Source organism: Terasakiella sp., assembly GCF_048267425.1.
In the GTDB taxonomy this organism is placed as follows: domain Bacteria; phylum Pseudomonadota; class Alphaproteobacteria; order Rhodospirillales; family Terasakiellaceae; genus Terasakiella.
On record NZ_JBLWXN010000002.1, the window covers coordinates 91,892 to 106,480 of the forward strand.

The 14,589-nt window shown below is 48.7% G+C and carries 15 protein-coding genes; 2 read left to right on the plus strand and 13 right to left on the minus strand.

Annotated elements, in window-relative coordinates; translation table 11 throughout:
• Positions 1-23: 23 nt before the first annotated feature.
• The 5 genes from ACN0VA_RS03620 to rpmE form a co-directional block, all read right to left on the minus strand.
• Positions 24-545 (minus strand): pentapeptide repeat-containing protein, encoded by a 522-nt coding sequence (locus ACN0VA_RS03620; protein ID WP_417819826.1) that lies wholly within the window; start codon positions 543-545, stop codon positions 24-26.
• Positions 546-740: 195 nt separating this feature from the next.
• Positions 741-1,889, minus strand: a complete 1,149-nt coding sequence (locus ACN0VA_RS03625; RefSeq protein WP_417819827.1) for a GMP reductase — start codon at positions 1,887-1,889, stop codon at positions 741-743.
• A 156-nt stretch (positions 1,890-2,045) separates the two neighbouring features.
• Entirely contained in the window at positions 2,046-2,507 is a 462-nt protein-coding gene (locus tag ACN0VA_RS03630; RefSeq protein WP_188661048.1) for an Hsp20 family protein, read from the minus strand.
• A 201-nt stretch (positions 2,508-2,708) separates the two neighbouring features.
• The gene (locus ACN0VA_RS03635; RefSeq protein ID WP_417819828.1) at positions 2,709-3,974 is read right to left on the minus strand and encodes a DUF2336 domain-containing protein; all 1,266 of its coding nucleotides are present in this window, start codon (positions 3,972-3,974) and stop codon (positions 2,709-2,711) included.
• 197 nt (positions 3,975-4,171) lie between these two features.
• Positions 4,172-4,393 carry a 50S ribosomal protein L31 gene (gene rpmE, locus ACN0VA_RS03640; protein WP_417819829.1) on the minus strand — a complete coding sequence of 74 codons (222 nt, stop codon included), beginning with the start codon at positions 4,391-4,393 and terminating at the stop codon, positions 4,172-4,174.
• Positions 4,394-4,581: 188 nt separating this feature from the next.
• On the opposite strand from rpmE, the gene cyaY reads away from it, so the two are divergent.
• Both cyaY and ACN0VA_RS03650 read left to right on the plus strand, forming a co-directional pair.
• Positions 4,582-4,887 (plus strand): iron donor protein CyaY, encoded by a 306-nt coding sequence (cyaY, locus tag ACN0VA_RS03645; RefSeq protein WP_417819830.1) that lies wholly within the window; start codon positions 4,582-4,584, stop codon positions 4,885-4,887.
• Entirely contained in the window at positions 4,887-5,891 is a 1,005-nt protein-coding gene (locus tag ACN0VA_RS03650; RefSeq protein ID WP_417819831.1) for an asparaginase, read from the plus strand. The genes cyaY and ACN0VA_RS03650 overlap by 1 nt, the downstream gene beginning before the upstream one ends.
• 5 nt (positions 5,892-5,896) lie before the next feature.
• Here ACN0VA_RS03650 and ACN0VA_RS03655 read toward each other — a convergent pair whose 3' ends face one another.
• The 8 genes from ACN0VA_RS03655 to ACN0VA_RS03690 form a co-directional block, all read right to left on the minus strand.
• Positions 5,897-7,093, minus strand: a complete 1,197-nt coding sequence (locus ACN0VA_RS03655) for an MFS transporter (protein WP_188661037.1) — start codon at positions 7,091-7,093, stop codon at positions 5,897-5,899.
• Positions 7,094-7,178: 85 nt separating this feature from the next.
• On the minus strand, positions 7,179-8,351 hold the full coding sequence (locus ACN0VA_RS03660) for a peptidoglycan -binding protein (protein WP_417819832.1): 1,173 nt from the start codon (positions 8,349-8,351) through the stop codon (positions 7,179-7,181).
• A 1-nt stretch (position 8,352) separates the two neighbouring features.
• Positions 8,353-9,486, minus strand: coding sequence for a flagellar motor protein MotA (locus tag ACN0VA_RS03665; RefSeq protein WP_417819833.1), 1,134 nt, complete (start codon positions 9,484-9,486; stop codon positions 8,353-8,355).
• Positions 9,487-9,519: 33 nt separating this feature from the next.
• Complete coding sequence (locus tag ACN0VA_RS03670; protein ID WP_417819834.1) at positions 9,520-10,644, minus strand: OmpA family protein; 1,125 nt, start codon at positions 10,642-10,644, stop codon at positions 9,520-9,522.
• Between the two features lie 149 nt (positions 10,645-10,793).
• Entirely contained in the window at positions 10,794-11,597 is an 804-nt protein-coding gene (locus ACN0VA_RS03675) for an inositol monophosphatase family protein (RefSeq protein WP_417819835.1), read from the minus strand.
• Positions 11,598-11,720: 123 nt separating this feature from the next.
• Positions 11,721-12,158, minus strand: a complete 438-nt coding sequence (locus tag ACN0VA_RS03680; RefSeq protein WP_417820310.1) for a (deoxy)nucleoside triphosphate pyrophosphohydrolase — start codon at positions 12,156-12,158, stop codon at positions 11,721-11,723.
• Between the two features lie 55 nt (positions 12,159-12,213).
• Positions 12,214-13,449 (minus strand): bifunctional glutamate N-acetyltransferase/amino-acid acetyltransferase ArgJ, encoded by a 1,236-nt coding sequence (gene argJ / locus ACN0VA_RS03685; protein ID WP_417819836.1) that lies wholly within the window; start codon positions 13,447-13,449, stop codon positions 12,214-12,216.
• 78 nt (positions 13,450-13,527) lie between these two features.
• A complete protein-coding gene (locus ACN0VA_RS03690) occupies positions 13,528-14,376 on the minus strand; it encodes a peptidylprolyl isomerase (RefSeq protein ID WP_417819838.1) in 849 nt (282 codons plus the stop codon).
• Positions 14,377-14,589 lie beyond the last annotated feature (213 nt).

Consider the following 14,589-nt stretch of genomic DNA (forward strand, 5'->3'; position numbering starts at 1 on the left):
TTTTAGAACGAGATCTGAAATCTCTATTTACATTCACCGATAGAGCCTTCGGCACAGACACGACCATCAACCCATGTGGCGTTGCTTAAGTTTGCCTGAAAGAAAACAGCCCCTTGAATATTCGCCCCTTGAAGGTTTGCCCCGCGAAGATCCGCGTCAACCAATAGGGCTTTTGTCATATTTGACAGCATCAGGTTGGCATTTTGCAGGTTTGCAGCATGTAACTGGCTAAAGGAAAGGTTCGCCAATGTCAGGTCAGCCCCTTTCAGATTGATGATCTCCATATTGGAGCCTTGCAGATTAATGCGCTTCATATTCGCCCCGTCCAGACGCATCTTCGGCATGGAGGAATAGCTCATGTCCACACCTTCGATTTGTGCCCCAACGCGAATTGCGTCCGTACACTGGGCCTCGGGTTCAAATTTACATCGGGTATTAATGTCATTTTTTGGATCAATTTGATCTGTCCAGGCCTGTGCAGATGTTGCCAGACCAAGCCCGAAGACGGCAGTTAAGAAAGCATGCTTCAATATGTTAGACATCATCTAACTCCACTATTTATATGTTGAATAAATAATACATGCGAAAATTAAGCACCTCATTAACCTTAATCAATTAGATAAATGTAATAATAAATATTTAACATTAATTAAATGTATAAAATATATCCACTTGTCGTCAAAGAGCCTGAAGAGAAGACTTTTCAGTTTGAAAAAAGTCTTCTCTTCGTTAAACGCGCATCAGGATTTTCCAAAAACTTCGTTGATTTGCTGCGAAACCATCACAAAGGTCGTGCGTTTCGACAATTCCTTTAAACTTTGCGCCCCGACGTACGTACAGGTTGACCGTACACCGCCCAGGATTTCGCTTAAGGTTTCTTCCACCGGACCACGATAAGGGATTTCAACGCGTTTGCCTTCACTGGCACGATATTTCGCCACGCCGCCATAGTGCTTATGCATGGCGGTATCCGAAGACATACCGTAAAATTCGAGGAACTTTTCCTCACGCACAATTTGCTTGTTGTTTTCGTCCAACTCATTTGTCAGGTAGCGTCGGGTCAAGACTTCCCCATCGCTTTCGTCATGGCCGGCTAACATACCACCCAGCATGACAAAGTCCGCACCGGCAGCAAATGCTTTTGCCACATCACCGGGAACCGTACATCCCCCATCCGCACATACAAGGCCTTTCAGCCCGTGGGCGGCGTCTGCGCATTCAATCACAGCCGATAATTGCGGATAGCCCACCCCCGTCATTTTACGGGTTGTACAAACCGAACCCGGTCCGATCCCCACTTTGACAATATCGGCCCCAGACAAGATCAACTCTTCCGTCATTTCACCCGTCACCACGTTTCCGGCCATAATGACTGTATTGGCGTGTTTTTTACGGATACGTTCCACAATACGCGCGAACCGTTCGCTGTATCCATTGGCAACATCCAGACAAATGAAAACAGGTTGATCTTTGGGCCGGTTTTCCGCAATTTTCATCACGGCATCCAGTTTTTCACCATCCTGATCGGTAATGCCGAAAGAAAAGAACGTACTATTCCACGCATTCAGCCCGCCTTCGGCCGGTTCCAACGGGATATTTTCCTGCGGTTTTGCACGTTTTGCTTCAACAAATTCCTGATAATCCTTCAAACCATAGAACTTATGCAACGCCGTCATTGCATCTTGTTCTGCCAGTTTTTTTGCCATACGGAAGGTTCCCACCGTATCCATATTGGCAGCAATGATCGGCACACCTTTCCAATGATATGGCGAATGCGGGAATCTGAATTCGCGCTGCATATCCACTTCGGAACGTGACAGCAAATAAGATCGTTTGGGACGGATGAGAACGTTTTTATAGTCAAGCTTGACTTCAGTATCGATACGCACGGGCCAATGGCTCCCTTGTTAATAGCACCGATTCCCGACATTATCACTTTCTTGACCGGATGGACAAGAATTAAAAAAACGGCGTGCAAGTTTATAAAACTTACACGCCGAGTTGCACTGGTAACTTGGGAGTGAGGGGGCAATTAAGATGCGGGATTAAGCAGCATCTTTATGTACCAGTGCCTTGGGGTTATCTGCGGTGATTTCAATTTTTCGCGGTTTCAGGCTTTGCGGAATTTCACGTACCAGATCCACATGTAACAAACCGTTATCCATGCTCGCCCCAACCACTTTCACATGGTCGGCAAGCTCAAAGCGTTTTTCAAAGGCGCGCCGTGCAATCCCACGATGCAGGAACTCACGCTCAGCAGCTTCTTCCGTTTTGGCTTGTGCCGTGATTTCAAGGCTGTTTTCTTTCACCGTAATCTCAATATCATCACGGCTGAAACCGGCAACGGCCAAACTAATTCGATAAGCATCTTCCCCACTGACTTCAATATCATAGGGCGGATAAGCGTTGGCTGCCGTATCAAGGCGTGCGGCAGCTTCCAAAGCGCGCTGCATACGATCAAAACCAACGGAAGAACGCAAAAGGGGTGTTAAGTCAAAACTACGCATGTCCATATTCTCCTCTGAGCAACATGGTTGAAAATGATAAGCCTTCCCATCATGGGCAAGGCGGTTTGACAACAAGGAATTTCATTTGAAAGACCCGCTTGGCGGCATCGTTTCGTCCTTGTGTACAGAGGAATTAGGCAGCGTTTTTCAGGGATGCAAGGGGGAGGTAAAATATTTTTTCCAGCGGTTTTTCAAACAGGCTTAATCTTCGCCAAACAATTCCAAATGCCAGCTCAGCTCTTCGTCCGTCAAAGGGTATTCCCCTTTCTGTGTGGCTTTTAAAATATTACCAATCGGCATTTTCGCTAATTTAAACTGTAAACTTTCACCTAAAGCGGCTGGAATACCCGCGCGCCATGCCAAAGCCATCATTCCTTTTGCGCTTTGTGACGAAATAATTTTTTTAACTTTCACACGACGCATTTTCGACAAGACAGACAGGGCTGCAATCACATATTGCCATTGCGATTCGTCGATCCAGTCGATCAACATCTCTTCGTCCAGCTTTCCTTCATCGTGAAGTTGCCTGACCTCATCGATGGGATCAGTTATGCCTTCCTCTGCTTCTTCAAGCTCTTCATCATGGCCGTCACATTCAATACGCTTTTTGACCTCTTTCTTGATACCGATGATCACCGCGTCATCAAGATCTTCCCGTTCCTCTAACGATTTAAGCAAGTTGTCCGCCAAGTAATGCGCCATTCGTTTAGCGGCATTTACACTCAGTTTGGGACGTCTCACCAAGGGGACATGCCATTCGACAATATCATGCGCACGTTCTGCCAGAAGGTCGAGAGCTTCTTCACGTATCTGTGCGCTTCTATTGCCCAGAAGGTCGGCAATCGCACTTCTTTCATTCGTCGAGATAACCGCATCCGAGACCTCTTCCGACACATGGGCGCGTTTTGAAATCGCATTCAACGCCCCTTTCGCATGGGTCGATGAAATAATTTCCAACAGGTCTTCGTCACTTAAAACCGGGGAGAACTGTAGCACCGGACCGGAAACAACCAATTCCATATCACTGGCCAATTGGCGGATCACATCACCAGGCACCCCATCGACATCTTTTAAGGTTTCCGACAAGATCTGGCGAACCTTAATGGCCTGATCGCGAGACAGAACCATAAGCGCCTCATAGGTCAAAGCCTGAATTTTATCCCGCTCGGCTTCACTCACATCCGGGGCAAGCTTGGCGATTTTTTCCGTTAAGGGCAACCGCACATCTTCATCACGATCACTTGCTAACAAGAGGTCAGCCTGTCGTGGCGTGGCCGGGTTCAACGCGATATGGCGCCGGACCTCCATTGCCTCGTCTTCTGCCAAATAATAAAGGATTTCCGGCCGGATATCTTCACGCTGTGCCAATAGGCAACGCACGCTAACATCATCATGTGATGCCAACTCCTGCATTTCTTCATACGTGAGTTTCTCGTTGGCAGCGCGTTTTTTATCGATATCCTTCATGGCCTACACTGTCTCTTATTTTTTTATCTCTTTGGATAGTTTTGCGGTCTTCTATTCTTTTTGCAACCCAAATCATAAAAATAAAGGCGACAGACCTGTAAAGATCTATCGCCTTTTTTCTCTTTTCCTAAATCCATACGGATTCTAAGGAACGTCTATCCCGACACAAGAGGGTCGCAAAATAACTTGCGCGCGCCTTATTTGATGCCGAAGTTGGAGAAACGCTTGTTGAATTTCGCCAGCTGGCCGCCAGCGTCAAGCAAACGGTGAACGCCTGTCCATGCCGGGTGAGCTTTCGGGTCGATGTCCAGTTTCATAACGTCACCTTCTTTGCCCCAAGTGGAACGTGTTGTGAAGGTAGAACCGTCTGTCATTTGAACGGTGATTTCGTGGTATTCAGGATGAATGTCTTTTTTCATATCTTCGTCTCAGTTTCTTAGGCCCCGCACAAGGCAGGACAGAGTTGTCGGGAAAACGAGGCGCCTATATACCGACTATAGTTGCCCTGTGCAAGGCCTTCTTTGCATTTTTATGTAAATCACCTTGCCGCCACCTCATCACGTTGCTATATCCGATTGAGTGTTTGACCATTATAAGGGAAATTCCAATGGCACTTGATGAAATCCGTTTTAACGCAATCGCGGACGAACTGCTTGAAAATCTGTTCGATCAACTGGATGATGCCATTGGTGGTCACGCCGATGTTGACCTGCAAGACGGGATTCTCAATATCGAACTGGATGCAGGTGGTATCTATATCATCAACAAGCACGGCCCCAACCGTGAGATTTGGATGGCCTCCCCCAAAAGCGGGGCAACGCATTATGCTTATGACGGCACAAACTGGATTGGCACACGCGATCAGGCCAACTTGCTCGAACGATTAGGTGAAGAGCTGAAAGTCACCCTATAATGAACCCCGTCTTGATTGAAGTAACGCGCGGGGATATTGTTGAAAGCCAGCATCGCGGTGCCTTTTGCGTTGTCGATACCCAGCGCAATGTCGTTGCCTGCCAAGGCGATATCAACACCCCTGTCTTTCCCCGCTCCAGCATCAAAGCCATACAAGCCTTGCCCATGATGGAAAGCGGCGCAGCGGATACCTATGGGTTCAGCGATGAAGAAATTGCGCTTGCCTGTTCATCACACAACGGGGAAGTCGTTCATGTCGGCGTGGCCCAAGTCATGCTGAACAAACTCGGTTTATCCAAGGACATGCTGCAATGTGGCTCCCATTGGCCCATGAGCGAAGAAGCCGGACGTCATCTTGCGATGGAAGGGGAAACGCCCTGTTCCCTGCACAACAACTGTTCTGGCAAGCATTCCGGTTTTCTGGCCTATCTTAAAAAAGAAAAGATCATGCCCACAGGGTACGGTCAACCCGACCATATGCTGCAGAAAAAAATCCGGGATGCATTGGAGGATGTCTGTGAAATTGATCTTTCCAGCGCTCCCATCGGCATTGATGGCTGTGACATTCCCACATGGGCGATTCCCTTGAAAAATCTTGCCCTCGGATTTGCCAAATACAGTCAGCCCGATTTATTTTTTACACCAGAGCGCACAAAGGCCATTCGTCGTATCACTCAATCTGTCTTTGCCCATCCTTACATGGTGGCTGGCAAAAACCGTTATGATACCCGATTAATGGAAGCCTTCCCTGGGCGCATCTTCAGCAAAGTCGGCGCAGAAGGCGTCTTTTGTGCCTTTATCCCCGAACGCGGTTTAGGGATTGCCGTCAAATGTGATGATGGCACCTTGCGCGGCGCAGAGATTATGCTCAGCATTGTACTGGAAGACCTTGGTCTCTTTACCAAAGAAGATTTCGACAAAGCCGGCGTGCTGGACCTGTTGATCCAGCCCATCACAAATCGCAACGGTGTTCATGTCGGGGACATCCGCCGCGCCACGACATAAGGCCGTTATTTATTAACTTCCAACGGCTTGGCTGTCTTTTTAGACATCAGCTTACTATAGGCAATCAGCGTTGCAATCAACATGATTACCATCCCGGCATAATAAGGCGCATCACGCCCGATCTGTGCAAACAGAACACCTGCCAGAACCGGTCCCAACACACGGGACAAGGTTGACGCAGAACGGCTTGCCCCCATGACACCGCCGCGCTCTGTCTCTGAAGCTTCAAACGAGATCAAGCTGTTTAGTGAGGGTGTGGACAAGGCAAAACCAATCGCCAACACCATTGTCGCCGCCATCAGCATGGGCACAGTATGGCTTAGCGGAATAAGACCCAGCCCTGCCCCGAGGAACAATGTTCCCGCAACCACCAGCTTTCCTTCGCCAAATTTTTTGGACAAGCGACCGATCAGCCCCCCCTGAATAAGCGCACTGATAATTCCCAAAAAGGCGAACAAGTATCCATTCTGTTCCGGTCCCCAATCAAATTGACGACGTGTCCACATGGCAAATGTGGTTTCCATACCGGCAAAGACAAATGTACAAACAAACGACAATCCGATAAGAAAACCCAAATGCGGGCGCGACAATGTTTCAAAGAAAGACTTCCAATGCTTGCGCGGGGGTAAGGCAGCAATTTTTGCACGGGTTTCATCTGTCATGGACTCTTTTAATTTCACCAACGCAATGACAAACGCGATTGCGGACAGTCCCGCGGCACACAGGGCCGGAAGCTGGAAATTCGCCGTCGCGGCATCCGGTCCAGCCAAGACGCCCCCGATAGCCGGGCCCATAATGAAGCCCAATCCAAAAGCCGCTCCAATGACCCCCATGCCTTTTGCCCGGTTTTCCGGGGTCGTAATATCCGCGATATAGGCAAACGCCGTTGCAATGTTGCCCGCCATAAACCCGTTGAAGGCCCGCGCAAGGAACAACATCGTCAATGTTTCAGCAAAGCCAAGCCACACATAGGTAATGATAGAACCGAGCAAAGAAAAAAGCAAAATAGGCCTGCGCCCATACCGATCACTCAGGCGCCCTAAAACAGGGGCCGATATCAACTGCGTCACCGAATAAGTCGCCAACAAAAGCGTCACAACATCAGGACTTGCATTAAAGTGTTCCCCAAAAAATGGTAACAAGGGAATGACAATGCCGAAACCGACCAGATCAATAAAGACGACAAGAAATAAAACAAACATACGGGGTTCTGCTTTTGCTGGAACTATTTAAAACTTAGGACTTATGCAGGGGAATTTTGGCTGAATAAGGGCAAGAACGCCTTTTTTAACGCTGTGTGAGCTTCAGTTCAATACGGCGATTGCGTCTTTTTGCGATTTCATCATGTCGTCCATCCAAGGGCTGAAATTCACCAAAGCCGGTCGCTGCCAAGCGTTCCGGTGCAATTCCGTGTGCAATCAGCTCTTTGACGACAGAAATGGCCCGTTGCGTTGAAAGCTCCCAATTGGATGGGAATTTGGCGGTTGCAATCGGTACATTGTCTGTATGACCATCAACCCGTAAAATCCAATCAATTTTTGCCGGAATCTTTTGCGAAATTTCCAACAATGTCAGGGCCAGTTGTTCCAATTGGGCTTTGCCAGCCTCACCGAGTTTAGCTTCACCAGAGTTAAACAGGACTTCCGATTGAAAGACAAAACGATCCCCTACAATTCGAATCCCGGATTGATTGCCCAAAACCTTGCGCAATTCTCCAAAAAATTCAGATCGATATTTAGATAATTCCTGCACTTTGGTCGCAAGGGCCGCGTTTAGGCGTTTCCCCAAGGATTTAATTTGTGCTTTTTGATCGTTGTTGAGGGCTTCGGATGCATCCAAGGCTTCTTGGATCGCACTTAATTGTTCGCGCAAAGCCGCCATTTGTTGATTGAGCAAAGCCCGCTGCGCGCGTTCACTTTCCGCGATCTTACGTTCCTCAATCAGCTGCCCGTCTTTCTGTTCCAGCTTGGACGCTTGTTGCTGCACTTCTTTGGTCAATTCTTCGCGCAAAGCTTCAAGGGCGGCAACATCTTGTTGCAGTTTCGCCACTTCCGCCAGTTTTAATTCTATTTTTTCTTTATCAGCTTCAATCGTTTGAAAGGCGTCCGCGAGACGCTCATTCAGTTGCTGGTTCTTATCTTCCAAACCTTTTAGTTTGAGCGAATACTCATCGCGCAAACGCAGGGATGCCTGCAATTCCTGTGATAATCCAGCCATATTAGAACGTAAATCCTTATTGGCCTTACGTTCCAAATTCAACAGTTCCGTCAGCTCACTCATATCAGAGCCGAGCTTCTCCAAGGCACTTTCTCGACCAGAAAGGGTTTCATTCAAAAAGACCTGCGCGAGAACAAAAATCATCAACAGAAAAATAATGACCATCAACAAGGTCGCCAAGGCATCCACAAACCCCGGCCAAATGTTATCCTGATGAATGCGTCTGCGCCGCCCAAATGCCATCCTAGCCGTCCTTGGCTGCGATTGTACGGGCCAACAGTCGGATTTCTTGACGAACTTGAGAAATCACCTCTTCGCGCCCACCGCTGATTTCTTCAATCAATTTTTGCGCATAAAGGTCAATATTGCGCAAATGACCGCGGCTGCTTTCGTCCAGACCCCCACCGCCATTGCCATGCGCAATTTTTTCTAAAATCGCCTTCTGCGCCAACTGGCCTTCCGCCAGCTTTGCCATTAAGGCTTGTTCTGTGCGCATCGTGTCACTTAAAGTCCCCAACTTGGACGTCAGTTCCATCATCTGATTGGTGGTTTGAGATTTGTTTTCTTCACTGCGCGTCATGGTGCGTTGTAGTTTTTCCAAACTATCTGCAGTCTGTTCTAGCAAGGCTTGTACATAAGCCGGAACAGACTGATCCCCTGCCGCATCTGAAAGCGCCCCACTGGACAGTCGCGTCTGACTGGCAAGCCAATCTTCCAGATCGGTGTAAAAACGATTTTGCGATTGCCCGGTTTGTAAATCCAGAAAGCCTAAAACCAGTGATCCGGCCAACCCGAACAAGGAAGAACTGAACGCCGTTCCCATTCCCTCAATCGGGGCTTCCAGACCGCGTTTCAATTCGTTGAAGACCACACCAAGGTCACCGCCATTGCCGATGGTGATATTACTGATCACATCACCAATGGACCCAACGGTACTCAGCAAGCCCCAGAACGTCCCAAGCAGGCCAAGAAAAATAAGCAACCCGATATTGTAGCGGGACAAATCACGTTGTTCTTCCAACCGGCTCGCAATCCCATCCAGCAATGAACGCGTAGACAAAGCCGACAAGGTAAACTGTCCGCCTTCGCGTTCACGCAACATCGTTGCCATTGGGGCCAGCAGGCGCGGTGAACTGTCGGAACGCACGCCCGGACGATCTGATTTAAAATCTTCAATCCAGCGCACTTCCGGGTTCAACATAAGGACTTGCCGGAAATTGTTAAAAATCCCAATGAGTAAAACACCCAAGATCAAACCGTTGAGCGCGGCATTGGCAAAAAAGGCATCCTGTAATTGCCCAAACAGCAAAATGGCTGCGGCCATAACAGCCAACAGGAACAAAACCATCCGAATGAGATAACGTTTGGGACGAGTCATGGGAGGCTCCACACCTGAGTTTACATGATTGGATTAGCGCGGCGTAATTTCAACATCCACACGATCAAACGGTTCTTCCGTGGTTTTGTTGCCCAAGGCACGGACATCGATCCGTGTGCTTTGTACGCCTTGATCAATCAAATAAGAGCGCACAGCCAAAGCCCGCGACAGGGACAAACGACGCGCTTTACTGGCAGACAGGTCTTCCCCACCGGCATAAGCCTGTAACTGAACACGGTCATCGGGATGACTGCGTAAATCTTCCGCCATTTTTTTCAAATCCGCCTCGATGCTGGACGGTAATTTACTACGACCAGACTGGAAAACAACACGAATAGCGGCTTCATTTTGCGTGGGCAAAGAGGCCGTCGATGTTTTACTACCACTTTCTGCAGAAATGGCAGAGGTTACGTCTTTGGGTTCAATTGTCGTGCTCGGCGGCGGCGGGGGTGCTTCCGCCATCACTGTTTCAGGGGCCGGTTGTGGTTTTTGTTCCACTTTCGGTGCTTCTGCCACTTTCGGCTTTTCAACAATCGACTTCGGTTCAGCCGGTTTCGCGGCCTCTACCTTTTTTTCCACTTTGGCGATTTCTTGAGGTGCCGTTTCAACAACCTGACTGGGAAGCGGGGCCTTCGCGACTTCTTTTGCCGGGGCAGCTTCAACCACTTCGGGTTTGGGTGTCACTTTAACCATCGGTTTGGGTGCCGTTTCAGCAACCGCGACACGCGCTACCGGGGCTTTCGGTGCTGCAACCGGTTTTTTCAATGTAATCTTGGAGGCTGGTGCAGCCGGCATTTTCAACATCGGCTTTTCACCGAGATCCGGGGCTTGCACCAACAAACGGGATTTCGGCGGTGTTCCCTGTGCAGGAACTTTGGGTTCGATCAAAGTAACGGCTGCGCGCGATTGTACCCCTTGCGGCAAACCATAAAACTGTGAACGCGGCATTTTGGCCGGTGGCATTTTTGTTGAAACGTACGGGTTCACACCGGATGGTGAAGGTGCGCGCACACCACGGTCATCAAGAACGGACAAGTCCACCACAACGTTATTATCAAAATTTGCCAAAACCTGCGCTTGTGCAACTGCCCCTAGCGTCATTGCGCCCAGAAAAGCCGAACAAAGAAGAACCTTACGATAACCAGTCCATTTACCCATAAAACCATACCCCCATGAGTGGGGTACTCCCACATGCATAAAAATCGAATTGAAACAAGATACCCAAGGTTTGACTTACAAACAACCATATAAGCCAAAAAAAAGGCCCCTTTCAAAATGAAAAGAGCCTTTTTTTATACTCAATCAACTCAGGCGCGTTTTCTTGCATCCCGGAATGTTTTCAAAAGCAAGTTATGTTGGAATTCATTTCCACAAACAATATTACCGCTTTCCAACATTTTCTGGCGAGCATCAAATTCAGAGACAAAACCGCCCGCTTCTTTCACCAGCAAGATCCCGGCTGCGATATCCCACGGCTGCAAACCTGTTTCCCAGAACCCGTCATAACGACCAGCTGCCACAAAAGCCAGATCAAGCGATGCCGCACCGAAGCGACGCACACCGGCAGACACTTTCATGATGGCTTCCAGTTCATTCAGGAAACGACCATGATCGCCACGCCCGCGAAAAGGAATGCCTGTCGCATAAACGGCTTCATCCATCGTGCGACGACCGGAAACGCGTAAGCGGCGGCCATTCAAAAAGGCGCCTTGCCCGCGTTCAGCCCAGTATTTTTCATCGGTAATCGGATTGTAAACCATACCGGCAATAATTTGACCGTTTTCTTCCAAGGCAATCGAAATTGCGAAATGAGGAATGCCGTGCAAGAAATTTGTCGTGCCATCCAACGGGTCGATGATCCAGCGTTTGGTTTCGTCTTCGCCCTTGATCACGCCGCCTTCTTCCAGCAAAAAGCCAACTTCAGGGCGGGCTTTGGTCAGTTCTTTAATGAGGATTTTTTCAGTACGGGTATCTGCTGTGCTTACAAAATCAGCCGGTCCTTTTCGGGACACCTGAAGGTTTTCAATTTCACCGAAATCACGCAGCAAACCGCGAGAAGCCGCTTCGACAGCTTTTGCCATTACATTGATCGTGGCAGAACGCACAGCCATAACATCACCGTATATATAAATTCAAGGAGCAGGTTTCAAAGCCTTGCCAACTTCGGGCAAGGCGAAGCGAGAGATTTACTCTTTTACGCGCGCAGATGCAAGACCAATATTTGTGCTTTTTTGCTAAGACAGGAAATCACGCAACATGGCGATTAAGGGGACATCGGCTGCCGGCATAGGCAACTCCACCATCTTGTGCGGATAGACCCATTTCAGCTTTTGCCCTTCTTTTCCATGCGGTTCCCCTTTCCATACACGACAGAGATAGAGCGGCATAAACAGATGAAATTCATCATAGGAATGGGACGCGAATGTAAAGGGAGCCAAACAGCTTTCCGAAATATCAATCCCTAATTCTTCGTGTAACTCACGCACCAAGGTGGCTTCGGGTGTTTCGCCCTCTTCCACCTTGCCACCGGGGAATTCCCACAATCCGGCCAGTGATTTACCTTCCGGGCGTTGCGCCATCAAGACGCGCCCGTCCACATCGACCATTGCAACAGCAGACACCCACAAGGTCGGCAAACCATGTTTGGTGACCTGCATGCCATAACAACCCATATCGTCTTCTTCAATCAAAGCCATGTGATTTTTACCCGTTATTCTTCTTTATCAATCAAGAACGATAATCTGCGTTAATCGTAATGTAGCCATGCGTCAAATCACAGGTCCACACCGTGGCTTTGCCCGCAGCGATACCCACATCGACCAACACGTCAATTTCCTGACCTTTCATATGGGCGGCAACCGGACCTTCGTCATAATCATCAACGGCCTCGCCTTCACCCGCGATCATCACCCCACCCATCGAGATTTGCAATTTATCACGGTCCGCTTTTTCACCAGCCTTGCCCACTGCCATGACAACACGCCCCCAATTGGCGTCTTCCCCGGCAATCGCTGTTTTGACCAGCGGTGAATTGGCAATTGCCAGCGCAATGGTTTTTGCGGCCTTGTCATTTTCAGCACCGGTTACCGTAACGGTGATAAACTTACTGGCCCCTTCGCCATCGCGTACGACTTGCTGAGCAAGATCGATCATCAATTCTTCGAAGGCGGCCTTAAAATCGGACAAGGCAGCATCGTCATAAGATGTAATCTCGGTATGTGCCGCCTGATTGGTCGCCGCAAACAACACGGTATCACTTGTCGAGGTGTCGCTATCTACTGTAATGGCATTAAATGATTTGTCCGTCGCGTCGCGCAAAACAGCCTGCAACACATCTGGGGCAATTTTCGCATCGGTAAAAACAAACGACAACATGGTCGCCATATCCGGGGCAATCATACCGGACCCTTTAGCGATCCCGGAAATAACCACATCGACTCCGTTAATTTGAACGGTTTTAGACGCCGCCTTGGGGAAGGTATCCGTTGTCATAATCGCTTTGGCCGCCGCTTCGAAATCGGCTTCGCCTAAATGATCCTTCATCTCCGCCAAGGCATTGGTGATTTTGCTATCCGGCAACGGTTGACCGATCACCCCGGTCGATGCGGTGAAAATTTCTTCGGGTGCGCAATCAAATACATCTGCGGCTGCTGTCACAATCCGCTCGACTGACGCGCTGCCCTTTTTACCGGTAAAGGCATTTGCATTTCCTGAATTGACGATCATACATCGTGCCTGACCTTTCCCTGCTTTCAAGGCTGCCCGACACGCATCAACGGGGGCTGATGCGGTCAATGATTTTGTGAACACACCTGCAATACTGCTGCCTTGAACAAGTTCCGCCACCATTAAATCGGTACGGTCTTTATATTTGACCCCAACCCCACGGGTGACAAAACGCACACCGCTGACCGGGGAAATTTCTGGAAATTGTTTAGGCGCAAGAGGAGAAATGTCAGTCATATTTCAATGCCTTTAAAATAAAGCATCCCCGGTGCAATACCGGGGATGATTGAGACGTTATTCAATTATCCGGACGGATTATTCGTCCATTTTGATCTCTTTTCCAGCTTCGTCAAACATTTTGATTTCAGCTTTTTTACGTAGACCTTCGATATAGGATGTCACCGCATCGTTGGCGAGGTCACCTTTAATCTTGTCAGCAACTTCTTCCAGTTTCGGCGGTTCAGAAACGCGGAAGGCTTCTGCCTTAATCACATGATAACCAAACTGCGTTTTGACAGGTTTTTTAGAAAAACCGCCTTCTTTCAAATCAAACGCTGCCAATTCAAATTCCGGTACCATTTGGCCTGCACCAAAGAAACCAAGGTCGCCGCCGTTCGGGCCACTCGGGCCTGTGGATTTGGTTTTTGCCAATTCAGCAAAATCAGCACCGCCTTCAAGTTCCTTAATGACGGCTTTAGCTTCGTCTTCTGTTTTCAACAGAATATGACGGGCATGAACCTGCTTTTCCGGGTTAAAAGATTTCACCATTTCGTCATATTTGACTTTTACTTTCTCATCCGTGACCGCTTTATCTGCGTAATCCATCAGATATTGGCGTTGCAACACATGTTCTTCGATGCTTTGCATACGTTTTTTAAATTCATCTGTTTTATGGACGCCTTCCATCCGGGCTGTCGCCGCCACCAATTTACGATCCGCGATAGAATTGACAAGCAACCCTTGAATGACATTCAGCGGCATCGCCTGTGCCTGACCGCCCATCGCACGCTGTGCTTCCAACAGTTCGGAATAATAAATGTCCGCACCGTTAACAGTGGCAACGACACGATCTTTGTCTGCAACAGGCTTGTCTGCAGCAAAAGCAGGCAAAGCGACGATCAGTGCGCCAGCAAGAACAAAACTGCGAAAGGTAGTTTTCAGCATGGAATTAAGACCCCCAGAAAGGTTAGATAAAAAAACTCTAACGGGCATAATGCACATCCCATTGGACTAGTCCAGCCTAGAAAAGTAACAGGTTTGTAACATGGCCGTTTTTTTGCCCCAATTTTTGCCATACTTGACCAAGTCCAATTGACAGAGAAGCCCATTCCTTCTATCTCTGTGCGGTCGTGAACGGTATTCCACCATTTTTCCTAG

Excerpts from the sequence above, each read along its gene's own strand:
- ACN0VA_RS03620 (WP_417819826.1), bottom strand. The coding sequence starts at position 545 with ATGATGTCTAACATATTGAAGCATGCTTTCTTAACTGCCGTCTTCGGG.
- ACN0VA_RS03630 (WP_188661048.1), bottom strand. The coding sequence starts at position 2,507 with ATGCGTAGTTTTGACTTAACACCCCTTTTGCGTTCTTCCGTTGGTTTT.
- ACN0VA_RS03635 (WP_417819828.1), bottom strand. The coding sequence starts at position 3,974 with ATGAAGGATATCGATAAAAAACGCGCTGCCAACGAGAAACTCACGTAT.
- rpmE (WP_417819829.1), bottom strand. The coding sequence starts at position 4,393 with ATGAAAAAAGACATTCATCCTGAATACCACGAAATCACCGTTCAAATG.
- cyaY (WP_417819830.1), top strand. The coding sequence starts at position 4,582 with ATGGCACTTGATGAAATCCGTTTTAACGCAATCGCGGACGAACTGCTT.
- ACN0VA_RS03650 (WP_417819831.1), top strand. The coding sequence starts at position 4,887 with ATGAACCCCGTCTTGATTGAAGTAACGCGCGGGGATATTGTTGAAAGC.
- ACN0VA_RS03655 (WP_188661037.1), bottom strand. The coding sequence starts at position 7,093 with ATGTTTGTTTTATTTCTTGTCGTCTTTATTGATCTGGTCGGTTTCGGC.
- ACN0VA_RS03660 (WP_417819832.1), bottom strand. The coding sequence starts at position 8,351 with ATGGCATTTGGGCGGCGCAGACGCATTCATCAGGATAACATTTGGCCG.
- ACN0VA_RS03665 (WP_417819833.1), bottom strand. The coding sequence starts at position 9,486 with ATGACTCGTCCCAAACGTTATCTCATTCGGATGGTTTTGTTCCTGTTG.
- ACN0VA_RS03670 (WP_417819834.1), bottom strand. The coding sequence starts at position 10,644 with ATGGGTAAATGGACTGGTTATCGTAAGGTTCTTCTTTGTTCGGCTTTT.
- ACN0VA_RS03675 (WP_417819835.1), bottom strand. The coding sequence starts at position 11,597 with ATGGCTGTGCGTTCTGCCACGATCAATGTAATGGCAAAAGCTGTCGAA.
- ACN0VA_RS03680 (WP_417820310.1), bottom strand. The coding sequence starts at position 12,158 with ATGGGTTGTTATGGCATGCAGGTCACCAAACATGGTTTGCCGACCTTG.
- argJ (WP_417819836.1), bottom strand. The coding sequence starts at position 13,449 with ATGACTGACATTTCTCCTCTTGCGCCTAAACAATTTCCAGAAATTTCC.
- ACN0VA_RS03690 (WP_417819838.1), bottom strand. The coding sequence starts at position 14,376 with ATGCTGAAAACTACCTTTCGCAGTTTTGTTCTTGCTGGCGCACTGATC.